This is a genomic window from Pseudomonas sp. IT-P4, assembly GCF_949767755.1.
Taxonomy (GTDB): domain Bacteria; phylum Pseudomonadota; class Gammaproteobacteria; order Pseudomonadales; family Pseudomonadaceae; genus Aquipseudomonas; species Aquipseudomonas monachiensis.
Genome location: NZ_CATKPX010000067.1, coordinates 24,139 through 49,331 on the forward strand (window position 1 = coordinate 24,139; position 25,193 = coordinate 49,331).

Below are 25,193 nucleotides of genomic sequence, written 5' to 3' on the forward strand. Positions count from 1 at the left end.
CAGGTCATTCAAGTTACGCGTTGATAAGCGGTTGTCACAAGCCTGCTGGTCAGCAAAACAAGTGTGGGAACGGGCGTACGCCGATGCGGTGCTCACAGCCGGTACATATCCGTTTCTTCGGTAACGGCGGTTATTGGTTCCGCTCTTACAGCGGGTCACTTTGGAAGAGCGCCAAAGTAACCAAAACGCTTTGCCCCTGACGTTCGGCCCTTCGCTTAGGCTCAGGGTGCCCTCGCTCCGGTCCTGCTCCGTGGACCCGCCGCCATCGGCCATCCATGGCCGGCCGCGGCTAACCCGGCATCCATGCCGGGTTACCCACTGCGCAGAACCTGCGCTCGGCCTCACGAGGGGGCGTACACCGCAAAAGCAAAAGCAAAAGCAAAAGCAAAAGCAAAAGCAAAAGCAAAAGCAAAAGCAAAAGCAAAAGCAAAAGCGAGGCGGCCGGCCTGCTCGCGATGAGGTTGACCTGTTTACTTCAAATACCACCCCCACGGCTGGTCGCTGACGTACTCGGTCACCTGCTTGACCTCAAGATAATTGTGCAACCCCCATTGCCCCAGCTCCCGGCCAATACCGCTGTGTTTCATCCCGCCCCAGGGGGCTTCGACGAAGGTCGGTTGCGAGCAGTTGACCCAGACGATCCCGGCGCGCAGTTGGTTGGCGACCCGGGCGGTGCGCTGCAAGTCGGCGCTCATCACTGCGGCGGCCAGGCCGAAGCGGCTGGCGTTGGCCATTTGCACTGCTTGCTCTTCGGTCTTGAAGCGCTTGATGCACAGCACCGGGCCGAACACTTCTTCGCGCCACAGAATGCTGCTGTGCCCCGGCTCGTCGAAGATTGCCGGCTCAATGAAATACCCTTCAGCCAGATGCGCCGGTCGCCGTCCGCCGGTGAGCAAGCGGGCGCCGCTGGCCAGGCCCTGATCGATGAAACCGAGCACCTTGTCGTACTGGCCCTGGCTGACCAGCGGCCCGAGCAGCACGCCGGGCTGCATGCCGGGGCCGATGCTGATCTTGCGGGTTTCTTCCACCAGCCGTTCGGTCAGGCGCGGGGCGATGCTTTCCTGCACCAACAGGCGTGATGTGGCGCTGCACACCTGACCCTGGTTCCAGAAAATCCCGAACAGAATCCACTCCACGGCGGCGTCGACATCAGCATCATCAAACACGATGAAGGCTGACTTGCCCCCCAGTTCCAGGCTGATGTTCTTGATGTCCCGCGCCGCCACCGACATGATTTTCGCCCCGGTGGGCACGCTGCCGGTGAACGCCAGTTTGTCCACCCCCGGATGCTCGGTGAGCGGGCTGCCGGCGTCGGCGCCAAGGCCCGTGACCAGATTCAACACCCCGGCGGGCAAGCCGATGCGGTCGGCGGCAGCGGCCAGTTCCAGGGCGGTCAGCGGCGTCAGTTCGGACGGTTTCAACACCACCGTGGCCCCGGCGGCCAAGGCTGGCGCGACCTTCCACGCGGCCATCAGCAGTGGGTAGTTCCAGGGAATGATCTGCCCGGCCACGCCAATCGGCTCGTGACGGAGGCGGCAGCGAAAGCGCTCATCCGGCAACGCCAGCGGTTGGTCCTGTTGCTGATCCAGCTCACGGGCCAAACCGGCGTAGTACCGGAAGCAACCAATCGCATCACCAATGTCCCACTGTGCTTCGGGCAAGGGTTTGCCGTTGTCACGGACTTCCAGTTCCGCCAGCGCCTGCTGGCTACTTTCCAGTTCATCGGCCAGCGCCTCCAGCCATTGCGCTCGCTCGGTGCCACTGGTCTGGCCCCAGCCATTGTCGAAGGCACGCCGGGCCGCACGCACGGCATGGTCGACATCTTCTTCAGTGCCCGCCGCGACTCGGTGGAAGACTTGTTCGGTGGCCGGATCGATCACGTCCAGATAGCCGCCCAGGTCCGGGCTGACCCATTCGCCGTTGATGTAGAGCTGATCACGCATGGTGCGACTCCTGGACGCCGGTGCGGCGATTTTGCAGATGGCGGGAAGTGAACAGCAGGGCCAGCGACACACAGATGATCACCGTGGAAATGGCGTTGATCTCTGGCGTCACGCCGCGGCGGATGGAGGAAAAGATGTAGATCGGCAGCGTCGTTTCGGAACCGGCGACGAAGAACGCGATGATGAAATCGTCGAAGCTGAAGGTGAACGCCAGCAGGAAGCCGGCCATGATCGCCGGACTGATCTGCGGCAGAGTCACCCGCCAGAAGGTGTCCATCGGTGGCGCGTACAGGTCCGCCGAGGCTTCCAGCAAGGCCTTGTCCAGGGAATCGACACGGCTGCGCACGATCACCATCACCAGGGCCATGGTGAACAGCGAATGCGCGGCGATCACCGTAAAGAACCCCATGTTCAACTTCGGCACCGTCGGCAGCCAACTCGCCAGCAACGGGTTGATCAGGTCGAACAGGCTGATGAAGGCGATCAGTGTCGAGATGCCGATGACGATGCCCGGCACGATGATCGCGCAGTAGGTCAGGGCATCGAACAGCAGGCGTACCTTGGCACCGCAGCGCTGCAAGCCGAACACCGCCAGGGTGCCGAACAGCGTGGCGATCACCGCCGAACTCAACGCGATCAGCGCGCTGTTGCCCAGGGCTTCCATGATGAACGGGTTGCCGAACGCGGTGCCGAACCATTGCACCGAGCAGCACTGGAACGCCAGGCCACTGCGCCCGGCGTTGAAGCTGAACAGCACGATCAAGGCAATCGGCGCGTAGAGAAACAGGTACAGCGAGGTCGAATAGCTGCGCAACCACATGTCACAGGCCTCCGTCGGCAGGGCGGCCGCCATAGCGCGCCACCAGTTTCAGATACACGCCGATGATCAGCAGCATCATCGCCACCAACGTCATGGCCAGCGCACTGCCGAACGGCCAGTTGCGCGATTGCAGGAACAGATCGACCAGCGCGTTGCCGACAAAGAACACCTTGCCGCCGCCGAGAATCGCCGGGATCAGGAACTCGCCCATCAGCAGGATGAACACCAGCATCACCCCGGTGATGATCCCTGGCGCGGACAGCGGCAGGGTGATCCGACGGAAGCTTTCGAAGGCGCTGGCGCCGAGGTCCGCCGAGGCTTCGAGCAGGCGCTTGTCGAGCTTTTCCAGGCTGACGTAGATCGGGAACACCATCAGCGGCAGATAGCCATAGACGATGCCGATCAGCACCGCCCACGGCGTGTTGATCAGCCGCACATCCTCGAGACCCAGGCTGGCCAGCAGCGCCGGAATACCCTTGCCGCTGAGGATGAAAATCCAGGCGTAGGTGCGGATCAGGAAACTGGTCCAGAACGGCACGATCACCAGGGTCAGCAACAGCGAGCGGTTCCTCGTGACCTTGACCGCAAGGAAGTACGCCAGCGGATAAGCCGCCACCAGGCACACCAGGGTGCCCAGCGGCGCCAACATCAGCGTATTGCTGAACGCCGCGCCGCGAGAACCGAGGTTCAGGTAGTTGGCCAGGGTGAAGCCACCGGCGTAACCGCCCACGGCGCTGCGCTCGCCGAAACTGAAGACCAGGATGATCACCAGCGGCATCAACAACAGCAGCAGGAACCACAGGGTCGAAGGCAAGAGCATCAGCAGGGTGATGCGCCGGCCGAGGCTGCGCCGTTGGCGAACCTCGACCGACAGGGCATGGCCCGACTGCACCGTTTGCGGGTGGGCGGCGGCATTCATGGGTGACTCCTCATTGGCCATGGTCAGGCGATCAGGCGGACTTGAAACGCGCCATCAGCTCGGCGCGGGCCGGGCTGGTCAGCGTCGCGGCGGCACCGAACTCCAGCGGGCTCAGGGCCTCGGCGGCCGGGTACATGATCGGATCGTCGAGCATCGCCACCGGCAGCAGCGCGTCGACACGCTTGTCGCCACTCGGGTAACCGTGGCTTAGCACTTCGAGCTTGTTGTGCTGCGGGTCGAGCAAGTAGTTGATGAAGGCGTAGGCGGCGTCCTTGTGCTCCGAGCTTTTGGGGATGGCGAAGAAGTCGCTCCACAACTCGCCACCTTCCTTGCCCAGTTCGAACTGCATTTGCGCGTTGTCGCGGTGCAGTTGCGAGGCGTCCCCGGTCCAGGACATCGCCAGCCAGGCATCGCCGCTGCGCATCGATGGCTGAATGTCGGAGTTGATGGCGAACAGGTGCGGCTTGACCTCGATCAGCAGTTTTTCCGCGTCGGCCAGTTCTTTCGGGTCCAGGGAGTTGAAGCTGTAGCCGAAGCTTTTCAGCGCGTTGCCGATGGCGGTCAACTGGTAGTCGTGGACCATCGTGCGGCCGCTGGCCGGGCCTTGGGCGGCGGCCCAGAATTCCTTCCAGCTGGCGGGGCCATTTTTCAGCTTGCCGGTGTCGTAGAGCATGCCGGTAGTGCCCCAGTTTTTCGGCACCGCGTAGACCTTGCCATCCACCGTGCCCTGGGCCATGAACTTCTGCTGGAACGCCGAGGCATCGAAGTTGGGAATGCGCGACAGGTCCAGCGGCTCGATCAACCCCAGGCCGACGTAGGTGCTGATGGTGTAGTTGGTCGGCACCAGCACGTCCCAGCCACTGCCGCCAGCCTGCAATTTGGCGAGCATTTCTTCGTTGGAACCGAACACGCTCATCGACACCCGGGCACCGGTGGTCTTGCCGAAGGTGTCGAGGTTTTCCTGGCTGTGGTAGTTCGGCCAGGTCGCAAGCGACAGGCGATCCCCCAGCTTGGCCTGTTCGGCGGCCTCGGCGGTGGAGGTCAACAGGCCGGGCATGTTGGTCGCGACCACGGCGGCGGCGATGCCAAGACCCGTGCGGCCAAGGAACTCGCGGCGGCTGATCGAGCCGTTCTGCCAGCTGCGCAGGGTTTTTATAAAAGTCTTCTGGTCCATAGCACGCTCCACATCCGGTTGATGAAACGAATCGATGATTTACAACGCCATGGCCAGGCCATTGGCGTGATCCCAGCCGACGCGCACTGGCGCGCCGTGTTCGAATGCATTGGCGCCATGATCCTGCTGGCGCGGCACCCGCACGCAGACCACGCCGAAGGCCTGGGTGCGCACGCGGTATTCGGTGGAATTGCCCAGGTAGATGCGGTCCTCGACGCAGCCCTGCAGCTTCACTTCCCGGGCCATCTCGGCGTTGGCTCCGGCGATGCTGATCAGCTCCGGCCGCACCGCAATGCAACCGGCGGCGTTGGCGCTCAGGCCCTTGCCAGTGGGGGTGAGGGGGCTGGTCAGCTCCAGACCCTGCTCGGTACGCAGTACCACCGAGTTGCCGTTGAGCTGGCGCACAGTGCCGTCGAACAGGTTGGACTCACCGATAAAGTCGGCCACGTAACGGCTGGCCGGGGCTTCGTAGAGTTGTTCCGGGGTGGCGGTCTGGATGATCGAGCCGTTGTACATCACGCTGATGCTGTCGCTCATCGACAGGGCTTCCTCCTGGTCATGGGTGACCAGCACGAAGGTGATGCCGACCTCGCGCTGCAAACGCAGCAGTTCCGATTGCATCTCCTTGCGCAGCTTGCGGTCCAGCGCCGCCAGCGGTTCGTCGAGCAGCAACACCGTCGGCTTGTTGACCAAGGCGCGGGCGAGGGCGACACGCTGTTGCTGACCGCCGGACAATTCACTCGGCTTGCGCTGGCCGAAGCCGCTGAGGCGCACCATCTCCAGCGCTTCATCGGCCATGCGCATTTGCTGCTTTTTGTCCGGGCGCGGCGTGCGATAACGCAGGCCGTAGGCAATGTTTTGCGCCACGGTCAGATGCGGGAACAACGCGTAATGCTGGAACACCATGTTCACCGGCCGCTCGAACGCCGGCACACCGGCCACGCTTTTTCCGGCCAGACGAACCTCGCCGCTGGTGGGCTGCTCGAAGCCGGCGATCATGCGCAGGGTGGTGGTCTTGCCACAGCCCGAGCCGCCGAGAAAGGAATGAAACGAGCCACGCCGCACCGCGAAATCCAGACCACTGACGGCCTGCACCTCGCCATAGCGTTTGACCACATTGCAGAATTCGATATCGCTTGGCGGGGTGTTATTCACGAGGCGGGCTCCCTTGCAGTGATGAATCAGTGCGTCGGGGGCCAAACTAGCAATCGGGGTTTTGCGGTGTATATATCCCTTGGGGGATAGGAGGGGGGCGTTTCAAGTTTTCAGTAGGTGTGGGGCGTAGAGATCACACACGGCTGGCGGCATTCACCCTTACATTTATTTGAGCAACCGAGTGTCCAGCCCAAAACGCTCCTGCGAAACAAGCTTGAACTGATCCGCAGCCAAGTCACAACTCACTAGCAGGTTCCACGAATGGCGGGAAACTGCAGACGGGATAAGCACGAAAGGATGTTCGGAAAGTAACTCATCGGCAAAGTGCTGCTGATTGGGCGAGAGCTCAGACGGGATGAGCCAGTTCGGGTTTGGCACGTCTTCGGGTTGAACAACTTTTATGAAGTTGGAATCCAGTACTTCGAAACACGTGAGCACGTGGGGCACCGTATCGAGCGTATCGAAACCAGCGTGGGTTGCGACTTCCAAAATGGCGGTGGCCGGGTCGGCCGAAGCGTAAATAACCCGGCGACCGGGAGGGTTCCACCGGCCACCGGATCGCTGAGCACCCAAGCCACTATTCCACGTGTCCTTGTAGACCTCGCGGTCAAGGCGCCAAGCGTGCCACTTCCCATCCCACGGTAAAGGATTCATTGATAAACCCCGTGTTCAATCCGGGTCAAATAATCCTCCACCACCTGGAAACCAAGCGAGTTGTCGATCAGTTCCAGCGGGATATGATCTTCCAGGTACTTGCAGGGTTTCTTCAGCCAGTTCTCAGCCAACTGTAGATTGCCGAACACGTTGATGGCGTGCTCCAAGGCCTGAGCATATTGAAAGGCGACGGTACTTTGCTGCTGATTTAATCGCACCGGTTCTGTCTCCTTTGCCAAGCGTTGTACAGTCCTGACGGACTTCCCTGTGATGCGCTCAACAAGGCCGTGCTCCATGTACAGTTCGGAGGTAGAAAGCATCTCCCTCACGTCGCTCAGATCAAAGCCTTCTTGTGTGTATTGGATGATCATCATGCGCGTATTACCTTCGCGGCCATGTAACAGCACCTCAGTCGGCTTTCGGGTGACAGGTTTTGTCTCCGTCGTGACGACTGTTCTTCCTTTGGATTTGACGGCGGGCATACCGAATACCTCCATGCGACATTTGACGCGATCATAACGCCAAATGTCGCTGTTGGGGCAATTAGCTTTGTCGACTAGTGTCCTGCTCATGCAATCGTTTCACCCTCAATGTCTGAGAGAGCGCCTGCATCAGGCGAAGAATCTCTCGTCTCTGTTTAGGGCTGCAAAGTTAACCCTCGTGCTTCCGGTCGCCAACCTTAAAAATACGTCAGACATTTCCTCTGGCTTCCTAAGAAATTCAACGCGAGTAGCCTGCGTAAATTTTCGGTTGGATATACGTGTTTAATCGCTGTCAGCGTTACTTCATGAAAGCTACAACGCCTTGCGTCGTTGCCTACAGGTACGCCAGAATCCGCCGGCTTGTGCGCCTTGGGGCTGGGTTTTATCGTTCCCGGGTCGCTGCCAATTCAGCGACCGGGCTTGGAACCCCGAGGAGTAAACGGCACAAGGCGTGCCGCTTAACATATGCTGCGCACCTTCAAGTGTGCACTCCGTAATGGCGGCTGTGCGCGGGAGACCTTAGGGTCTGCCGGGTTCCGTTTACCCCGGGTTCCAACCTGCGTACAGCTGCCACCCCTTCGCTTGGAACCGAATGGAGCAGCTCCAACTCGTAGACGGAGACTTGCCATGTTCAAGGTCACACCCAACCCGCCGGACACCGATCCAGCATCCCCATACGAAAGCCTCGACTCCAAAAAACTCCACGAAGCCGCCGAGCGCGCCCTCGATCATTACCTAAACCCCGGCCCTGCAATCATGGCCACCCCGCGCACACCCAGCACGATGTTCATCGTCAATCCCGAACTCAGTGCCGAAACCTTGCTGGTGCACGCCTGTGAATCGCTGGCGTCGGCCAATGTCATGGCCAACGATCTGGTGGATCATCTGGAAGGAACGAGCCGCAATGCGCTGCTCGGGATTGCGCAGGTGATCATGCTGGGGGAACTGGCCGTAAACCGCGTGCTGGATCAACTCGATCCGCCTGAATAACCGCTTATCTGCGGATCACCAATAGACCTGTGGGAGCGAGCTTGCTCGCGATGGCGGTGTGTCAGACACATCAATGTTGAATGTGCTGCCGCTATCGCGAGCAAGCTCGCTCCCACAAGGATATGCGTATACCAACGGGCATCAGGCCTGCAGCTTGAAACCGGGAGCCTGCAACGGATCCTCCGTCAACTCCCGAATAAACAACCCCAGCAACTCCGACTGGCTGCCAATGCCCAGCTTGGCGTAGATGTTCTTGCGGTGAATCTTCACCGTGCCGGGGCTGATGTTCAGTTGTTCGGCCACCGAGGCGCTGGAGTGGCCACGCAGCAACAGTTGAACGATTTCCTGCTCGCGCCCGGTGAGGATGTGCGCGCCGAAGTGGTCGAAGGCTTCGCGGATCTTGAAGTCCAGGTCCTGCGCCGGTCGCGGCTCCTGAGCCTGACGCAAGCGCCAGGCTTCATTGATGACTTGTTCGACCACCGCTTGCGCACACTCGACCAGTTGCATTTCGTCCCGGCTGAATGCACAGCTGGCGCTCGATCGCATCAATGACAACACCGCCGTGGCACCACCACCGAGGTCGACGAAAAACGCCACTTCTTCAGCCAGACCCGTCTGCTGGTAATAGGTCAGGAAGTACTCGCCGAGGTAGAAGTGGTCGGGGGCGAACTGGCGCAAACGCCACAGCCCCGGCGCCTGCCCGCGTGTACAGGCCAGGTAGAACGGATCGAGCAGGTAAGGCCCGCACTGATAGTCGTCGACATACACCGCCCGCTTGTCCGCCGAGAAGGTATCGAACAACGCCAGTGGCCGGTGATTGCCTTCGTAGACGAACAACACGAAATGATCGACCGGGCAGATTTGCCGGATCCAGTGGCTCAACCCCGACAGCCGCCCATGCCCGGCAGGCAGCTCGAGCAAGTGGGCGACACCGGTGGTCCAGAGTTTCAGTTCCTTGGGGCGCATGGCGGCTACAGGCAGAAGAGGATGGCCATTGGATGCACAAAGTACGCCATGGCGGGTGGCCCCGTGTGGAGCAGGGTGGGTGGCGGCGCGTCGTTGAAAAGACGCACCGCAACAGGGCCGGGTGTTACCGAGTGCTACAGAGTGGGTAGCAAAAGTGATCGGCTGAATCCTTCAGCGAGCACTCCGGGTCGAAGGCAACAGGATCGTCAAAATTCCCAGCAACGGCAGGAACGAACACAAGGTGTAGACATATTCGATGCCATGGATATCCGCCAGGTGCCCCAGCAGCGCGGCACCGATCCCGCCAAAACCGAACATCAGGCCGAAGAACACCCCGGCGATCATGCCGACGTTGCCGGGCACCAGTTCCTGGGCGAAGACCACGATGGCCGAGAATGCCGAGGCGAGGATGAAGCCGATGATCATGCTCAGCACGCCCGTCCAGAACAGGTCGACGTAGGGCAGGGCGAGGGTGAAGGGCGCGGCGCCGAGGATGGAGAACCAGATCACCTGCTTGCGGCCGATCCGGTCGCCGATCGGGCCGCCAAAGAAGGTGCCTGCTGCGACAGCGCCAAGAAACAGGAACAGGTACAGCTGCGAACTGGCCACCGACAGGTCGAATTTCTCGATCAGGTAGAAGGTGAAGTAACTGGTGAAGCTGGCCATGTAGAAGTATTTGGAGAACACCAGCAGCGCCAGCACCACCAGGGCGAAGGTCACCCGCCGTTTCGACAGGCCGTGGGTGGCCTTGCTGCCTTGCTTGAGCTTGAACAGGTTCAGGTGATTGCGGTACCAGCGGCTCAGGCCGTATTGCACGAGAATGGCGAACACCGCGAACAGGCCGAACCAGGCGACGTTGCCCTGGCCGTAGGGAATGATGATCGCGGCGGCCAGCAACGGGCCGAAGGCGCTACCGGCATTGCCACCGACCTGAAAGGTCGATTGCGCCAGGCCGTAGCGACCGCCCGAGGCCAGCCGCGCCACCCTCGAGGTCTCCGGGTGAAAGGTCGACGAGCCAACCCCTACCAGCGCCGAGGCCACGAGAATCGCCGGGAAGCTGCCGACCATCGACAGCATCAGAATACCGATCAGGGTGCAGACCATGCCGGCCGGCAGCAGCCACGGCTTGGGATGACGGTCGGTGTAGAAACCGATCCAGGGTTGCAGCAGTGAAGCGGTGAGCTGGAAGGTCAGGGTGATCAGGCCGACCTGGGTGAAGCTCAGGCCATAGCTGGCCTTGAGCATCGGGTAGATCGACGGCAGCACGGCCTGGATCAGGTCGTTGATCAGGTGCGCCAGCGCGCAGGCGCCGATGACGCGCATGACCAGCGGGCTGGCCTGGCTGGCCACCGAAGCGGTGGGTGACGGTGAACTGAGGGTGGTGGTCGACATGGGCGAGCTTCCGGATAAATAACGCGAACTGCGAACGCAAGGCGCAGCCAATTTCAGGGTTCGGCGTTATCCTAGGGGCCTCAAGGGCGCCCGTCTCGCGCAACTCGGGCATGGACCATCGCAAAAAGGGCGTCATGATCAAACCATTGCAGACATTTCTTGCTGAGATCGACCTGGGCGGCTGGAGCGTTCGCAGCAGTGCGACCGACTACCCGGAAAACTGGTTCATCCCTCCGCATTCCCATGAAAAGCACCAACTGATCTATGCCATCGAAGGCGTGATGGTGGTGCACACCGCCATCAGCCAATGGACGGTGCCACCCAGCCGTGGCATCTGGATGCCCAGTGGTGAGGTGCACTCGATTCGCTGTGTGGGGGCGATCAAGATGCGCAGCGTATTCGTGCGCCCTGACCCGAGCCTGAACCTGCCCGCCGAAACCCGGGCGGTGAGTGTTTCGGCGTTGCTGAGCGAGTTGATCAAGGTCTCGGTCGATTTCGACTTTGCCTGTGAGCCGGACTCGCGGGAGGCCCGGGTGCTGCGGCTGATCCTGGATGAACTGACGATCCTGCCGACCTTGCCCCTGAACCTGCCGCAGCCCGCCGATCAGCGTATCAACCTGATTTGTAGCGCGTTGCAGCGTGATCCCGGGGATGGCTCGACCTTGTCGGACTGGAGCGCCCGCTTGAGCCTCGACGCCAAAACCATCCAGCGCAGGTTCCGCAAGGAAACCGGCATGACGTTCGGCCAATGGCGCCAGCAAGCGCGACTGTTGCTGGCGCTGGAACGCATAGCCGTCGGGGAGAAGATCATCGACATCGCCGGGGAGCTGGGATACGACAGCCCGAGCGCGTTCACGACCATGTTCAAGAAGCAGTTCGGCAAGACGCCGAGTGATTTTTTCAAGTGAGGCGGCCGCCCGTGGGACGGCCGCTTGATGCCTGAATCGGATCAGGACCCTTGCGGTGTTTCACCTCGCGCCAGTCGCGCATTGATGTCTTCGATGACCGCCGGCAAATCGACGATGGTGTCGATCAGGTAGTGCGGGCGGGAGCCTTCGAACATCTTGACGATACGCGCCCGTTCGCTGTCCAGCCTGTCGGAAGGCAGGGCCTTGTATTGCTCGTAGGTCAAGCCCAGGGCATTGCCGGAGCAGGTCAGCGCCACCGTCCACATCCCGGCGGCCCGGCCTTCGAGTATGCCGGGCCAGGTGTCGTCGACCTTGACGCAGGCGGCGACGTCGCTGATACCCAGGGCAATCACGTTGGCCAGGGCCTGGGCCGGGTAGGGGCGGCCGTTCGGCACTTCGTCGGTGGCCACCACATGGTCGGCCACGTAGCCATTGTGCCGCGCCAGTTCGACCACTTTTTCCATGACCACGGCCGGGTAACCGGAGCAGGAACCGATTTTCAGGCCCTTGTCGCGCAAGGCATCGATGGTGTTAAGCGCGCCGGGAATCAGGGCCGAGTGCAGGGCAATTTTCTCGATCTGCAGCGGCATGAACCGTTCGTACAGTGCGGTGACATCGTCATCGGTCGGCAGGCGATCAAACACCGCACGGTAGCGTTCGGCGATCTGCGGTTGATTGCACAAGGTGCGGATGTGATCCCACTTGCCCATGCCCATCGGACCCCGCGCTTCTTCCAGCGAAACGGCGACGCCGAACTCGGCAAAGGCCTCGACGAAAATCTGCGTGGGGGCGAAGGAGCCGAAATCGACGACGGTGCCGGCCCAGTCCAGGACCACGGCTTGCAGTTGGGTCGGTTGTTGGTAGTTCATGGTATTTCTCCATTTTTTGTTGTGTGCAGGCCGTCCCTCCTGTCGCCAGGAAGTAGGCCTATGGATTGCTCAAGGGTGAGACGAAATCAGGTGGCCGGTATCGGGCTCGAGTCGAACAGCTCCGCGATCATTGGCCGGTTTCGGCGAATACCCAGGCAGCACAGGTGGTAGTCGATGGAAAACGGGTGATTGACGAAGGTGATCGGTTTGGTGCCCGGGGTTTCGGCGTACTCGACCGCCGAGACGAAACCGATGCCGATGCCCTTGGCGATGGCATGCACGATGGCCTCGCGGCTGTTCAACTGCATGACGCAGTTCAGTGCGACGCCCAGGTGCTTGCAGCTTTCCTCCACCAGTTGACGAGTGCGTGAGCTTTTTTCCCGCAGCACCCATTTCTCTTCGCTGATCTGCTCGACATGCACTTCTTTCTGCCGGGCCCAGGGATGGTCGTCACGCACCACGGCAATGATCGGGTAGCGCCGGTAAAGCTGCGTGTCAAAACGCTGGTCGAATTCGGACAACGCCAGGATCGCCACGTCGATATCGAAGTTGAACAGGCGATCCAGGGTCTCCTTTTCCGGGGAGAACGAGGTTTCCAGCTCGATGTCCGGATGCCGTTGCATCAGTTCGTAGGTCAGGTTCATGGCAATCGGTGGCGACACCGCGCCGAGGCGCAGCATGCCGGTCTTGCGTTGCTTGAAACTTTGCAGCAATTGCACGGCTTCATCCTCCTGGCCGAACAGGCCCTGGGTGATCGCGTAGAGCTGGTGCCCGGCGGCACTCATTTCGATAAAGCGGCCGCGGCGATGGAACAGCTCCACGGAAAACTTCTTTTCCAGGGCATTGACCTGCTCACTGACCGTGGGCTGGCCGACGCTCAAATACTCGGCGGCGAGGGTGAAGCTGCCGGTCTTGGCCACTGCATGAAATGAACGTAGCCACTTGTGGTACTGGTACATAGACGATCCTGTTCCTGAGCCGCTGCCGTTGATTCAATCTGTCCAGCCGGGCCATCAGCGCCTGATGAACAGCGCCACCGACGCGCTGCACAGACAGGCCGCGGTGACCACGATGAAGATCAGCGAGGTGTTGCCGGTACTGTCGAGCATACTGCCGATCAGCGGTTCCGCCAGGCCGGCGAACAGGTAGGACGAGAAGTTCATCACCCCGGTCGCCGTGCCGGCGCGTTTGGCGCCGACCAGGTCCGGGCATAGCGCCCAGAAGCTGGAGGCGGGGCCGTACACGAAGAAGCCGCAGAGAAACAATGCCACCAGACCGGTCGCGCTGTGGGGGGCAAGGGTCCACATCCACAAACTGGTCGCCGCACCGAGGAACATGTAAAGCATGATCGCCAGGTAGCGTTTGGAGCCGAACAGCTTGTCCGAGATCCAGCCGTTGCTCAGTGCGCCGATGGCCATGCCGACGGGAAGGGCCACGGTGATCCACTTCGGATCGATCATGCTGTCGCCGGTCTTCCAGTTGGCACCCAGGAAGTGCACCGGCACCCAGACGATCAAACCGTAGCGGGCGGCGTTCTGGAAACCCAGGGACACGGCGGCGATGATCAGGCGGAAGTTTTTCAGAACAGCTTTGTAGCGTTGCGCGGAGGTTTCGACTTCGTCATGGGCCACTTCATGGCTTTTGTCCTCGGCGTTGGCCACGCCCGTGTCGGCAGGCGGTTCGAAACCCAGGTCTTGCGGACGCTCGCGGGCCACCAGGTAGAAGATGATGCCGCCCGCCAGCATGAGCAATACGGGCAGGCGGAAGATCCAGCGCCACTCCAGATGCATCACCTCCAGCACGATGATCGAGGTCACGTAGGAAAGCACCGACGCGCAGCCGGCCGCGAACACATAAAAGCCGTAGACCTTGCCGCGTTCGCCCGCGCTCCACCAGTTGGAGATCAGCCGGCTGCCCGGTGCCCAGCCCAATGCCTGGAAGTAGCCATTGATGCCCCAGGGCAGGATCAGCCCGGCGAATCCGCTGGCGAAACTGGTCACCCAGTTGGCGCCACAGGACAGCACGGCGCCCATGGTCATGATGCGTCGACCACCGAACTTGTCGGCGAGGTTGCCGTTGATGGCCTGGCCAATGGCGTAGGCCCAGAGCATGGCGGCCGATGCCCAGCCAAGGTGCTCTTTGGTAAAGCCGAACTCGGCCTGGATACCGGGAATGGCGAAACCGAACGTTTGTCGCCCGGTATAGAAAAACAGATAGCAAAACATGGCAGCCAGCAGCATGCGCCACTGGGCGACGCGAAACGATGCGGTATGTACAGCGAGACCTGGCATGGCTTGGGCACGATTCATGATCTTTTCCTTATTCTTGTTCGGTCCCTGCGAGTTGCATCGCAGGGTGCACTCTTTTTCAGGTGCAGCAGGAAATCGTCGCGGCTCGTTTCGCCGCTGGCAGGGTAGTGTCTTTGGGGGGCTGGCGAGCCCTAGGCTGCTCGTGAGCCGATGAAGTTCTTGCCGCGTGCGCCCTGCAGGGCGAAGTCGATCATGGTTTGGGCCTCTTCGGCCGTCACGCCGTAGTCGGCGAACTCGGTTTTCACCTCGAGGCTGTGCAGGAAGGCGCGCAAACGGGCCTGGGCTTTATCCAGGTCTGGCCCGAAAACCCGTTGCAGGGTCTTGTCGCGCGTTGCGTCGTGGCCCCAGGCAAGGCCCAGAACCAGTGGCAGGGTGAAGGAGCAGGCGATGCCGTGGGGCAGGCCGAAGCGCAAGGTCATCTCATAGGAAATGGAGTGGGCCAGTGCAGTCTTGGTGTTGGAGAACGCCATGCCGGCCTTGAGTGCGGCGAGGGCCATCCGTGAGCGCAGCTCCTGATTGGACAGGTCACTCCGCAGCAAGGGCAGGCATTCGAGGATGTCCTCGATGGCAGAGATGGCGAAGGTGTCGGAAAGCGGGTTGGCATTGATGTTCCAGATCGACTCCAGCGCGTGGGACAGTGCATCCAGCCCGGTGGAAACGGTGACGCTGGCCGGTACCGTGAGCATTAGTTGCGGATCGATGATCGCGACCTTTGGCCAGGTGCAGTCCAGGTGCAGGGAATACTTCTTGTGGTTGGCCGCGTCCCAGATCGTCGCCCAGGGCGTGACCTCACTGCCGGTGCCCGCCGTGGTCGGGGCAGCGATCAGCTGTTTACTGCGAACCGGAACGAAGGGTTTGCCGCTTGCCAGCAAGGCCAGCAGCTCATCGAAGCGACCTGACTCGGTGCCGACAATCAGTGCCTTGGCAGTGTCGATCGCACTGCCGCCACCGACGGCAATCACGGCGTGGCATTCGCCGGCCTCTTGCCAGAAACGTTCATAGGTCGCGCGAAGTTGCGCGACATCGGGATTGGGCTGGACATCTTCGATCACGTAGACCAGGCGGTCGCCCAGCAGCGCTTGAAGGCGATCCACCAGCCCCAGGCCACGGGCTTCGGGAAAGGTCACGACGGCAACGTTCTGGTGTTCGGTGATGGCGGTAAGCTCTTGCAGGCTGCCCCAGCCGAAGCGGGTATCCACTGGATTGTGAAATCGGGCGGTCATGGCGGGTCCTTGGTTTTTGTTGTTGGAAGTGATGCCATGCTCGCGGTCCACGGACCACTGCACAAATCGATAATTCGCAGGTTTGAATCGGCTGGGCCGATAATGGCCGGTAGCTGATGCTTCGCTTTTTCAATCCCAATAAAGAAACTACCTAGAACACTGCGGCAAATGCCGTTGCCGATGGGGTTCGTCTCAATATCCCGCTGGCGGGGGCTGCCCTAGGCTGTGTGCTTTTGGCAAACCGGTGGGCGGAGTCGCTATGCGTTTATTTGAACTGATCACTTTTACCGTGCGGGTGCGCACAGTGACTGATGCGCTGGTACGCATCGAGGCAGAGTTGGCGAAGCCGGAAGTCGGCGGGGTGTTGATGGGCTGCTGGGCCTCGGAAATCGGTCAGTTGAACCAGATCGCCGTACTGCGCGGCTACGCCGACGAACACCTGAGGCAAGCGGAGCGCGAGCGTTTCCTGCTGGGAGGCGGGGCGTTTGGTATCAACGAGTTGATCACCGATCTGCGCATCGAAAACTACACACTGTTTCCCTTCCTCGAACCCTTGAGCGCGGGCCAGCACGGTCCATTCTACGAACTGCGCGTCTATGACCTGGTCAGCAGCGGGTTGCAGCCCACCCTCGAGGGCTGGAGCAACGCCATCGAAGCGCGGACCGCCGAACAATATTCGCCGGTGTACGCGGCGTTCTACGCCACCGACGGCGCGCTGCCGCGCTATCTGCACATCTGGCCGTGGAGCACCCTGGAACAGCGCCTGCAAGTACGCACCCAGGCGGTCGCCGATGGCGTCTGGCCGCCGGAAAACTCCGGCCCGCAACTGCGCGACATGCGCTCGACGATCTACCTGCCCGCGACGTTCTCGCCCTTGCAATGACCCGGGTGTGGCTCGACCGGGGCTCAGAAACGATCCAGCCGGTACGGTGCAGTCGCCGGCAGGCCATGAGGCTGGGTCACGAGCAGCCGTCCGGCCTGGATTAGCGACGGACCGCCAATGGCCCTGTAAACTGGCCGCGCAAAGGCACCAGCCTCATCACTTCAAGCAAGAGAGTCCCCATGGCAAACCACGACCTGACCTTTACCCCCGACCCCGATGCGGATTCGATTTCCTCCGACGTCGTCGGTTTCGCCGGTGTGCTGGTCTCCACCCAGATCCCCACCCGCGCCGACGGCAGCCTGGAACTGGGCGACATCACCCTGCAAAGCGAATGCACCCTGCAAGCGCTGAAGGTCGCGCTGGAGCGTGCCGGCAGTTCCATGGACCGCGTGATGCACCTGACCATCTACCTCACCGACATGGCCGACCGCGCCGCTTTCAACGAAGTCTACAAGCGCTACTTCGCCAAGCCATGGCCGGTGCGCGCCGCTGTCGGGGTTGCCTCGTTGGCGGTGGAAGGCATGCGCGTGGAAGTGACCGCGATGGCGGCCAAGGCCTGATCTCAGCCAGACATACACAAAACCCTGTGGGAGCGGGCTTGCTCGCGAAGACGGCGTGTCAGGTGGCACAAGTGTTGACTGACCCAGCCCTTTCGCGAGCAAGCCCGGTCCCACAGGGGTTGAGGCGCGCCAGGCCTACCCAAATCGCCACCCGGCAGCATTCGGGTGCCGGTCAGGCGTTTCGCCGCTACAATGCACGCCTCGACCGTGACAAGCCTGACTAAAAAAATTATGTCTTTGCCCAAACATCACCTGGAATTGCTCAGCCCTGCCCGCGATGTCGCCATTGCCCGCGAGGCCATCTTGCATGGCGCCGATGCCATCTACATCGGTGGCCCGAGCTTCGGCGCCCGCCACAACGCCTGCAACGAAGTGAGCGATATCGCCCAATTGGTGGAGTTCGCCCGTCGCTACCACGCCCGGGTGTTCACCACCATCAATACCATCCTGCACGACAACGAACTGGAGCCGGCGCGCAAGCTGATCCACCAGTTGTACGACGCTGGCGTCGATGCGCTGATCGTCCAGGACCTGGGGGTGATGGAGCTGGACATTCCGCCGATCGAACTGCATGCCAGTACCCAGACCGACATCCGTACCCTGGAGCGGGCGAAGTTCCTCGATCAGGCCGGTTTCTCACAATTGGTGCTGGCCCGCGAGCTGAATCTCCAGGAGATCCGCGCCATCGCCGACGAAACCGACGCGGCCATCGAGTTCTTTATCCATGGCGCGTTGTGCGTGGCGTTTTCCGGTCAGTGCAACATTTCCCACGCGCAAACCGGGCGCAGCGCCAACCGTGGCGACTGCTCCCAGGCCTGCCGTCTGCCGTACACCCTCAAGGACGAAAAGGGCGGGGTGATCGCTTACGAAAAGCACCTGCTGTCGATGAAGGACAACAACCAGAGCGCCAACATCCGCGCCCTGGTCGAGGCCGGCGTGCGTTCGTTCAAGATCGAGGGCCGCTACAAGGACATGGGCTATGTGAAAAACATCACCGCCTACTACCGCCAGCGCCTCGACGCCGTGCTCGAAGACCGCCCGGACCTGGCCCGCGCCTCCAGCGGCCGCACCGCGCACTTCTTCCTGCCCGACCCGGAAAAAACCTTTCACCGTGGCAGCACCGATTACTTCGTCACTGACCGCAAGATCGATATCGGCGCCTTTGACTCGCCGACCTTCACCGGTCTGCCGGTGGGTGTGGTCGAGAAAGTCGCCAAGCGTGACATGCAGGTCGTGACGCACGAGCCGCTGTCCAACGGCGACGGTCTCAACGTGCTGGTCAAGCGCGAAGTGGTGGGTTTCCGCGCCAACATCGCCGAACCGAAGGGCGAGTTCGAGGAGGACGGCGAGAAGCGCTATCGCTATCGCGTCGAGCCCAACGAGATGCCGGAGGGGATGTACAAACTGCGCCCCAATCACCCGCTGAATCGCAATCTCGATCACAACTGGCAACAGGCGCTGCAAAAGACCTCAGCCGAGCGTCGCATCGCCCTGAACTGGGTCGCTCGCCTGCGTGAAGACCAGTTGGAACTGACCGCTACCAGCGAAGAGGGCATCAGCGCCAGCGTCACCCTGGCGGGCCCGTTCGGCGCCGCCAACAAGCCGGAACAGGCGCTGGAGCAATTGCAGGATCTGCTCGGCCAACTGGGTACCACGCAATACCACGCCATCGATATCAAGCTGGACGCGCCGCAGGCGTACTTCATCCCGAACTCGCAGCTCAAGGCCTTGCGCCGTGAAGTGATTGAAGCCTTGACCGAGGCGCGGATCGCCGCCCACCCGCGTGGCAGCCGCAAGGCCGAGACCACGCCGCCGCCGGTGTACCCGGATTCGCACCTGTCGTTCCTGGCCAACGTCTACAACCAGAAAGCCCGGGACTTCTATCACCGCCATGGCGTCAAGCTGATCGACGCGGCCTACGAGGCCCACGAGGAAACCGGCGAGGTGCCGGTGATGATCACCAAGCATTGCCTGCGTTTCTCCTTCAACCTGTGCCCGAAACAGGCCAAGGGCGTGACTGGCGTGCGCACCAAGGTTGCGCCGATGCAGCTGATCCACGGCGATGAAGTGTTGACGCTGAAGTTCGACTGCAAGCCTTGCGAGATGCACATCATCGGCAAGATGAAGGGCCACATCCTCAACTTGCCGCAACCGGGTAGCGTGGTCGGTCACATCAGCCCCGAAGACCTGCTCAAGACCATCCCGCGCGCGCCGCACTGAGTGGCAGGCGAGTGCGTCGCAACGGCGCACTCAGCTGTTCCTGCTTGAAACCTGCTTTTGCTGAAGTCTGGACGCTGGCGACAAGCGTGGCGCTGGCGGTCGACACTATCCGCAGGTGTCGGCGACGGCCTTTTCAGCGCGTTTGAATTCCTGTTTGACGTCGGTGGGGATGCGTTGCTTTTTCAGTTCCTGACCGAGGAAAGGTTGTTCGCCTCGGGACTGGACCTCAGCGTCCTCGGCCGATATCTGCGCCTCGATGGCAGCGGCGTGCTTGTCGATGACGGCATCGACCTCGGCTTCATTCCTGGCGGTATCGAGTGCCATGACCAACTGGCCGGCCTCGGCTTTTTCGGCTTCGGCATAGGCTTCGACCGACAACCCGGAGGCCAGGGCTCGCGCCTGGGTTTCCAGGTTATTGAGATGCTCCCGGGCGGCCTTGCAGACCGCTTCCTGTCGCTGGTCCTGGATGTGCTCCCAGGTGTTCAACCCATAAATCGCGGCCCCGAGTACCAGAAGGGTTGCAGCGGCCCCCAGTAATTTGCCTTTCACTTTTGGCGCCCTCAAATGGCAAGGGAAGGGTGTTGCATAAACGATTCCCGATTCAATTCGAGTAAGCAAAAGCGTAGCAGAGCTGTTCGGGGTGAATGTGCGCCGATAGCACCCCGAGATTCGGCTCGACACTAAGCGTCTGTTTTAATAAACAATTTTTTTTGTTTGGGCTTCCCAGATGAAGGAAAAGTTGGTAAATTTGCGCCCACTCTTGCAGCGGTCCTCAGGGAACCAGTCGTGCAGGCAGGCAACAGGTCTTGTTGCCACTCAAGAAAGCGAGTGCCAGGCACTCATTGCAACAGATACAGGGGCGTCGCCAAGCGGTAAGGCAGCAGGTTTTGATCCTGCCATGCGTTGGTTCGAATCCAGCCGCCCCTGCCATTTTTTATTCCTGCCTAATCAGAAAACACTCTACCGACGGTAATTATTCGTCGATTCATTGTTTTTTGCCTCCCGTTCCCCGCTAGCACTGGCGCCACTACCGAAAGCGCTCCGGGATGGCCTCGGCAAACGGATACCAGGAAAAGTACGGCCTTGCCTCGTCGATCACCCGCTTGACCGAGGGCCTTTGGGTCAACCTGTCGAAATAAACACTCAAGTGGCGATGTTCGGCGGGAAACGGCACGAGGGTACTGGCATAGAACAGCGCCGGGGCGGCGGCGCAATCGGCCATGCTGAATGCGGCGCTGGCTGCCCAGGTGTTTGCGGCCAACTGACGTTCAAGCATGCCGTACGCCGTCAACAGCGCGGCGCGTTCGCGGGTCAGGTCGCCGTTTGCGGCATTGATTCGGTCAGCGACTATCTTCTGCATCGGCACCTGGACGTGCAGGTCGAAAAAGCGATCCCACAGGCGGACTTCCAGCGCGGTTTCCCAATCATCCGGAATCAGATGTGCCTGGCTGGGGTGAAGCCGGTCCAGGTACTCAATGATCACACTCGACTCGGGTACGTCCCGTTGGCGGTCGTGATCGCGGATCACCGGGAATTTGCAGAGTGGCCAAAGTGCTTGTAGCTCGGCCCTGTCAGCCTCGTCTCCCAGGTCGATGATCCTTTTTTCAAACTCGATTTCCAGTTCATAGAGCGCGATGAGCGCTTTGTGGCAGAACGATGAGAGCGGATGGAAATAAAGAGTCAGCGGCATCCTTCAATTCCTCGGTGAGATGAAAACCAGTTGATTATCCGTCGCCATCGGCCAAGGCGCGAGGGGCTCCATTCTGGTGTTTTTTGCGTTTCAGCGACGCCAGATGAAACGCGCCAGCAGCGCATCGATGCTGAACTTGCCGGCGCCCGACAGCAGCAGCGGCGTGAGGGCCACAAGGTAGATCAGCGGCAGCTTGAAGTTGCCGTAACCCTTGTTGCTGATGGCATAGCCTTGGGCGAGTTCACTGAGGCTGTGCCAGTCGGCGGGCCAATGCACGGCGGCGGTTGCGACGAGGGTCACCACCATCAGGCTCAACGCCGAAAAACGTGTGCCCAGGCCCACCAGCAAGGTCAAGGCGAAGATCAGCTCCGCCCACATCGACAGTTCCCAGTTCAGCGTCGCTGGAAGGTGGTCGAACGGAAAAGGGAAGCGCGCCTGGATATCGGCGAACCAGTTCTCGCCGTTGTATTTTTCCAGGCCGGACTCGAGGAATTCCCAGGCGAGGAACACCCGCAACGCCAGGGGGGCAACCCAGTCGCCGGCACGGTCGAGGTTCAGGTGCAGGCCTTTGACGGCCGAAGAAATGGAGGTGCTCATGGACGTTGCTCTCTTTCAGGTCGGGGGAGGTGGGGCAACGACATGCCCCGTGAGTTGAGCGCTTTGATCGGCGTGGCCAATCGACAGGCGCATTTCATCAACGGGGTGTATCTGCGGTGTGTCGTTGTGACGGGGTTTTGAGTGTGGGGTGTGTCTGGGGCGGGGCTGTATACATTGAGATACGTAACCGCCACTCCTGTGGGAAAGAGCCTGCCCGGGGCAGCGATCCGACGATGGCGGAGTGTCAGGCGCGATGGACGTTGGATGGAAAGGCCTCTTCGCGAGCAGGCTCGCTCCCACAGGGAAATTGCTATACATTTTCCGGCCGCCCCCTGCATGGTGATACTGCTTCATGTCCCTCGCGCTCGAACGTCTAGTCGCTGGCACGCCAATCCCTTTCGCCGGCAATCGTGTCACTGTCGTCAGTCCCGAACTGGCGCAACGTTTCCAGCCCGGTGATCACCTGCTGGTGGAGCAGGTCAGTGGCGAGTTGCTGCTGATCCCCGTGGCGGACCAGCAAGCGGCCAACGTCGCGATCGAGCGCGCCCAGGCGGCATTCACCGCGCTATCGGCGGTGTCTGACCAGGCGATCAGCGCTTTCTTCGACCTGTTTGCCAAACGCCTCGAAACCCCGGAAAGCTGGGCCTTGATCGAAGCTGCCAACCTGGCCGACATCGAACGGGCCAAGGCGCGCGGTCGCTCGACCACCCGGTTGCTGGCCGATGAGCGCATGCGTCGCGACATGATCGCCGGCCTGCGCGCCTGGCGTGATGCGGCGGCCAGCCGTGGCAAGGTGATCAGTTGCGTCGAGCACGATGGCTGGAAGGTCGAGCAAGTGGTCTCGCCGTTGGGCATCGTCGCGTTTGTCTTCGAAGGCCGTCCGAATGTGTTTGCTGACGCGGCCGGTGTGTTGCGCACCGGCAACACCGCCGTGCTGCGCATCGGCAGTGATGCGTTGGGCACGGCCCAGGCGATCGTCACCCATGCACTGAACCCTGCACTGAGCGACGCCGGCTTGCCGGTCGGTGCCGTATCGCTGGTGGAAAGTGTCAACCACGCCGCCGGTTGGGCGATGTTCGCCGACCGGCGCCTGTCATTGGCGGTGGCCCGTGGTTCGGGTCGTGCCGTCAGCCAGTTGGGCAGCATCGCCCAGCAGGCCGGCACGGCGGTCAGCCTGCACGGCACCGGTGGTGCGTGGCTGATCGCCAACACCGATGCCGACGCCCCGCGCTTTGCCGCCGTGGTGCGCAACTCCCTGGACCGCAAAGTCTGCAACACCCTGAACGTCTGCCTGATTCACCGCGACCGCGCCGCTGAACTGGTGCCGCTGTTCTTGGGCGCGCTCAAACAGGCCGGCGCCGCACGGGGGCAGGGCTGCAAGCTGCACATCGTCGAAGGCAGCGAGTCGTGCCTGCCGCAAGACTGGCTGGCTGCAACGGTCCAGGTGTACCGCGCCGAAGGCTATCAGGGCGAAGCGCAGGCCGAGCCGTTGCCGGAAGATCAATTGGGTCGTGAGTGGGAGTGGGAAGAAACCCCGGAAGTCAGTCTGAAGATTGTCGACGACCTGGACGATGCCATTACCTTGTTCAATCGTTATAGCCCGCAATTCACGGTGTCTTTGATCAGTGACAGTGCCGAGGTCCAGGAGCGTTTCTACAACGCGGTCAACGCGCCTTTTGTCGGCAATGGCATCACCCGTTGGGTCGACGGCCAGTACGCGCTGAACAAGCCGGAACTGGGGCTTTCGAACTGGGAGAGCGGGCGCCTGTTTGCTCGCAGTGCGATTCTCTCCGGCGATGGTGTGTTCACCATTCGTAGCCGCATGACCCAGGTCGATCTGGGCGTCAAACGCTAAACCCTGTGGGAGCAGGCTCGCTCCCATATCCGGTTTTCGTTCCAGCATAAAAAAGGCCTGCTCCTTATCGGGAGCAGGCCTTGTTTATCTATAAGTCAGTAATGACTCATTTCAATTAGTAGAACCGGTCAATCACCCGAACTTCGTTCTGATTCTGCATCGAGGCCCAGGCCTGTTTCAGGGTTTGCAGAACATTACCGATGAAGTCCTTGTCGGCTGCGGCCTTCTTGCCGACATAGCCCTGGCCGCGACGGTACATCTTCAGTCGGGCCAGCAGGTTCTGGTTGTTCTGGTCGAACTCTGCTTCATGGGCGTGCGGCGACAGGCAGTCGATATGAACCTGGCCACACTTGCTGATCCAGAGAATATGGTTGTCGTGGCTGTCTTTCTTTGCAGCGAAGATACGAGCCAGTTCATCGATAGTTGGTTGATTGTTCAGATTCATCATAAAGCCCCTTGACCAATTGGTGATCTTTCAAAGTTGATTCGCTAATACAGGTAGCCCATCGGTTAGTTGATCCCTGGCACCGAAACCAGGACGTCAGCGTTCGGCCGCCTTATCGGGCGGGGTCCTGCGTCTGTTGCATGTAGTCGTGTTGAATAACTGCTACGCAATAGCGTCACAACGAAGAGAAGCGGCGAAAACCTTAAGGCCACTGCCGACGTTTTCAGGGTCGGCCACAAGCTTCATGAGGATTGCTCGCCAAGTCTTCTCGCCCTTGTACTGGACGTTCAGGCCAGGTCAGCTTCTTCAATCTGCCTTGTGGGCAGCGTGTATCCGGGAAAAACAGCTCGGCGGTCAGACGAGCTTGCTCAAACGTGTTGCCTGTACTCCCGATCGGGGAGACGTCTGCATCATGCAAGGGCAAATCGGAGGCGTCAACGGTTTTGTAGTGAATATTTTAAGTCACTACATATTGTCGGACAAAGCTGTTGGGAATTAGCAGGCGGAGTCGAAGGTGTGTCGGTCAGGACGACAGGGACGGACACTCAAAGCGGTAAAAAGTGCAGGGATAGCGGTCAACCACCTGCTGATGCAAGGTGAAACCGTCAACGTTGAGCCCCGGCATCACGGCGGCCCAGAACTGGCGTGCTGGCTGGTTCGCCTCGATGTGGAAAATCTGCCATTGACCGGGGAATTGACTCAAGAGGGTGGAAACGACAAATCGCGCGACACCCTGGCCACGGAAGCGTCGGCTGACAAACAGATAGCCGATGTTGTAGTCGGCACCGGGTAGATGGACCTGGTTATCCACGGTGACGAAGCCGGCCAGTTCACCGTCGACCTTGATCAGGAAGGGGCGGGTGGCCGGGTTTCGCCAGTAGTCGGGCATGGGCAGGATGTTGAACAAACCGTATTCGCCCAGTTTCAGCGGCAACCATTCGCTGAAGTCGTAGGTGTAGAACTGCATCAGGTTCTCGATGGTTTCCAGTTCATCGCGTTGGGCGGCGTGCAGTTCTATCGAAGGCATTCGAAGTGGCTCCTGATCGGCCAAGGGACACAACTGATTATGGCCGGCGTCGCACGATCCGTGGCGAGGGAGCTTGCTCCCGCTGGACCGGTCCGCGTTCGGGCGCAGCAGT

At 60.9% G+C, this 25,193-nt stretch carries 24 protein-coding genes and 1 tRNA gene; 7 read left to right on the plus strand and 18 right to left on the minus strand.

Features of this window, described 5'->3' with window-relative positions; all coding sequences use genetic code 11:
- Positions 1 to 470: 470 nt before the first annotated feature.
- From ACM6IT_RS23295 to ACM6IT_RS23325, 7 genes are all read right to left on the minus strand, one after another.
- Positions 471 to 1,943, minus strand: coding sequence for an aldehyde dehydrogenase family protein (locus tag ACM6IT_RS23295; protein WP_414918768.1), 1,473 nt, complete (start codon positions 1,941 to 1,943; stop codon positions 471 to 473).
- Positions 1,936 to 2,763 (minus strand): ABC transporter permease, encoded by an 828-nt coding sequence (locus tag ACM6IT_RS23300; RefSeq protein WP_056728099.1) that lies wholly within the window; start codon positions 2,761 to 2,763, stop codon positions 1,936 to 1,938. The genes ACM6IT_RS23295 and ACM6IT_RS23300 overlap by 8 nt, the downstream gene beginning before the upstream one ends.
- Before the next feature lies 1 nt (position 2,764).
- Entirely contained in the window at positions 2,765 to 3,682 is a 918-nt protein-coding gene (locus ACM6IT_RS23305) for an ABC transporter permease (protein ID WP_223542620.1), read from the minus strand.
- A 31-nt stretch (positions 3,683 to 3,713) separates the two neighbouring features.
- Positions 3,714 to 4,856, minus strand: coding sequence for an ABC transporter substrate-binding protein (locus ACM6IT_RS23310; RefSeq protein WP_056727887.1), 1,143 nt, complete (start codon positions 4,854 to 4,856; stop codon positions 3,714 to 3,716).
- A gap of 39 nt (positions 4,857 to 4,895) precedes the next feature.
- Complete coding sequence (locus ACM6IT_RS23315; RefSeq protein ID WP_414918769.1) at positions 4,896 to 6,011, minus strand: ABC transporter ATP-binding protein; 1,116 nt, start codon at positions 6,009 to 6,011, stop codon at positions 4,896 to 4,898.
- A 165-nt stretch (positions 6,012 to 6,176) separates the two neighbouring features.
- Positions 6,177 to 6,665, minus strand: a complete 489-nt coding sequence (locus ACM6IT_RS23320; RefSeq protein ID WP_414918770.1) for an RES family NAD+ phosphorylase — start codon at positions 6,663 to 6,665, stop codon at positions 6,177 to 6,179.
- Positions 6,662 to 7,147 (minus strand): antitoxin Xre/MbcA/ParS toxin-binding domain-containing protein, encoded by a 486-nt coding sequence (locus ACM6IT_RS23325; protein WP_056727882.1) that lies wholly within the window; start codon positions 7,145 to 7,147, stop codon positions 6,662 to 6,664. Before ACM6IT_RS23325 ends, ACM6IT_RS23320 begins: the two co-directional genes overlap by 4 nt.
- Before the next feature lie 627 nt (positions 7,148 to 7,774).
- Here ACM6IT_RS23325 and ACM6IT_RS23330 point away from each other — a divergent pair.
- The gene (locus tag ACM6IT_RS23330) at positions 7,775 to 8,137 is read left to right on the plus strand and encodes a DUF6124 family protein (protein WP_223542618.1); all 363 of its coding nucleotides are present in this window, start codon (positions 7,775 to 7,777) and stop codon (positions 8,135 to 8,137) included.
- A gap of 141 nt (positions 8,138 to 8,278) precedes the next feature.
- Here ACM6IT_RS23330 and ACM6IT_RS23335 read toward each other — a convergent pair whose 3' ends face one another.
- Both ACM6IT_RS23335 and ACM6IT_RS23340 read right to left on the minus strand, forming a co-directional pair.
- On the minus strand, positions 8,279 to 9,103 hold the full coding sequence (locus ACM6IT_RS23335; RefSeq protein WP_414918771.1) for a response regulator transcription factor: 825 nt from the start codon (positions 9,101 to 9,103) through the stop codon (positions 8,279 to 8,281).
- Positions 9,104 to 9,274: 171 nt separating this feature from the next.
- A complete protein-coding gene (locus ACM6IT_RS23340; protein ID WP_056727878.1) occupies positions 9,275 to 10,495 on the minus strand; it encodes an MFS transporter in 1,221 nt (406 codons plus the stop codon).
- A gap of 134 nt (positions 10,496 to 10,629) precedes the next feature.
- Between ACM6IT_RS23340 and ACM6IT_RS23345 the strand changes: the two genes are divergently transcribed.
- Complete coding sequence (locus ACM6IT_RS23345) at positions 10,630 to 11,403, plus strand: AraC family transcriptional regulator (RefSeq protein ID WP_414913729.1); 774 nt, start codon at positions 10,630 to 10,632, stop codon at positions 11,401 to 11,403.
- Between the two features lie 41 nt (positions 11,404 to 11,444).
- Here the strand turns inward: ACM6IT_RS23345 and phnX are convergent, their stop codons facing one another.
- From phnX to psrA, 4 genes are all read right to left on the minus strand, one after another.
- Positions 11,445 to 12,272 (minus strand): phosphonoacetaldehyde hydrolase, encoded by an 828-nt coding sequence (gene phnX, locus ACM6IT_RS23350; RefSeq protein ID WP_007980567.1) that lies wholly within the window; start codon positions 12,270 to 12,272, stop codon positions 11,445 to 11,447.
- Between the two features lie 86 nt (positions 12,273 to 12,358).
- Positions 12,359 to 13,231, minus strand: coding sequence for a LysR substrate-binding domain-containing protein (locus ACM6IT_RS23355; protein WP_056727874.1), 873 nt, complete (start codon positions 13,229 to 13,231; stop codon positions 12,359 to 12,361).
- Positions 13,232 to 13,285: 54 nt separating this feature from the next.
- Positions 13,286 to 14,581, minus strand: coding sequence for an MFS transporter (locus ACM6IT_RS23360; RefSeq protein ID WP_414913728.1), 1,296 nt, complete (start codon positions 14,579 to 14,581; stop codon positions 13,286 to 13,288).
- A gap of 131 nt (positions 14,582 to 14,712) precedes the next feature.
- A complete protein-coding gene (psrA, locus tag ACM6IT_RS23365; RefSeq protein ID WP_414918772.1) occupies positions 14,713 to 15,804 on the minus strand; it encodes an iron-containing alcohol dehydrogenase PsrA in 1,092 nt (363 codons plus the stop codon).
- A 259-nt stretch (positions 15,805 to 16,063) separates the two neighbouring features.
- Here psrA and ACM6IT_RS23370 point away from each other — a divergent pair, with 259 nt between their 5' ends.
- The 3 genes from ACM6IT_RS23370 to ACM6IT_RS23380 all read left to right on the plus strand — a co-directional run bounded on the left by ACM6IT_RS23370 (position 16,064) and on the right by ACM6IT_RS23380 (position 19,467).
- A complete protein-coding gene (locus tag ACM6IT_RS23370) occupies positions 16,064 to 16,687 on the plus strand; it encodes an NIPSNAP family protein (RefSeq protein WP_056727868.1) in 624 nt (207 codons plus the stop codon).
- Between the two features lie 179 nt (positions 16,688 to 16,866).
- A complete protein-coding gene (locus ACM6IT_RS23375) occupies positions 16,867 to 17,247 on the plus strand; it encodes a RidA family protein (RefSeq protein WP_414913726.1) in 381 nt (126 codons plus the stop codon).
- A gap of 231 nt (positions 17,248 to 17,478) precedes the next feature.
- Positions 17,479 to 19,467 carry a peptidase U32 family protein gene (locus ACM6IT_RS23380; RefSeq protein WP_056728097.1) on the plus strand — a complete coding sequence of 663 codons (1,989 nt, stop codon included), beginning with the start codon at positions 17,479 to 17,481 and terminating at the stop codon, positions 19,465 to 19,467.
- A 105-nt stretch (positions 19,468 to 19,572) separates the two neighbouring features.
- Here ACM6IT_RS23380 and ACM6IT_RS23385 read toward each other — a convergent pair whose 3' ends face one another.
- Positions 19,573 to 20,001 (minus strand): hypothetical protein, encoded by a 429-nt coding sequence (locus tag ACM6IT_RS23385; RefSeq protein ID WP_414918872.1) that lies wholly within the window; start codon positions 19,999 to 20,001, stop codon positions 19,573 to 19,575.
- A 321-nt stretch (positions 20,002 to 20,322) separates the two neighbouring features.
- Here ACM6IT_RS23385 and ACM6IT_RS23390 point away from each other — a divergent pair.
- Positions 20,323 to 20,397 (plus strand) — tRNA-Gln (locus ACM6IT_RS23390).
- 97 nt (positions 20,398 to 20,494) lie between these two features.
- Here the strand turns inward: ACM6IT_RS23390 and ACM6IT_RS23395 are convergent.
- Complete coding sequence (locus tag ACM6IT_RS23395) at positions 20,495 to 21,157, minus strand: glutathione S-transferase family protein (RefSeq protein WP_414918773.1); 663 nt, start codon at positions 21,155 to 21,157, stop codon at positions 20,495 to 20,497.
- 90 nt (positions 21,158 to 21,247) lie between these two features.
- Complete coding sequence (locus ACM6IT_RS23400) at positions 21,248 to 21,754, minus strand: DoxX family protein (protein WP_409078756.1); 507 nt, start codon at positions 21,752 to 21,754, stop codon at positions 21,248 to 21,250.
- Positions 21,755 to 22,106: 352 nt separating this feature from the next.
- On the opposite strand from ACM6IT_RS23400, the gene ACM6IT_RS23405 reads away from it, so the two are divergent.
- Positions 22,107 to 23,609, plus strand: coding sequence for an aldehyde dehydrogenase family protein (locus ACM6IT_RS23405; RefSeq protein ID WP_414918774.1), 1,503 nt, complete (start codon positions 22,107 to 22,109; stop codon positions 23,607 to 23,609).
- A 115-nt stretch (positions 23,610 to 23,724) separates the two neighbouring features.
- Here ACM6IT_RS23405 and ACM6IT_RS23410 read toward each other — a convergent pair whose 3' ends face one another.
- A complete protein-coding gene (locus ACM6IT_RS23410) occupies positions 23,725 to 24,054 on the minus strand; it encodes a hypothetical protein (protein ID WP_032829393.1) in 330 nt (109 codons plus the stop codon).
- 523 nt (positions 24,055 to 24,577) lie between these two features.
- Entirely contained in the window at positions 24,578 to 25,081 is a 504-nt protein-coding gene (locus ACM6IT_RS23415) for a GNAT family N-acetyltransferase (RefSeq protein ID WP_056727858.1), read from the minus strand.
- Between the last annotated feature and the right edge of the window lie 112 nt (positions 25,082 to 25,193).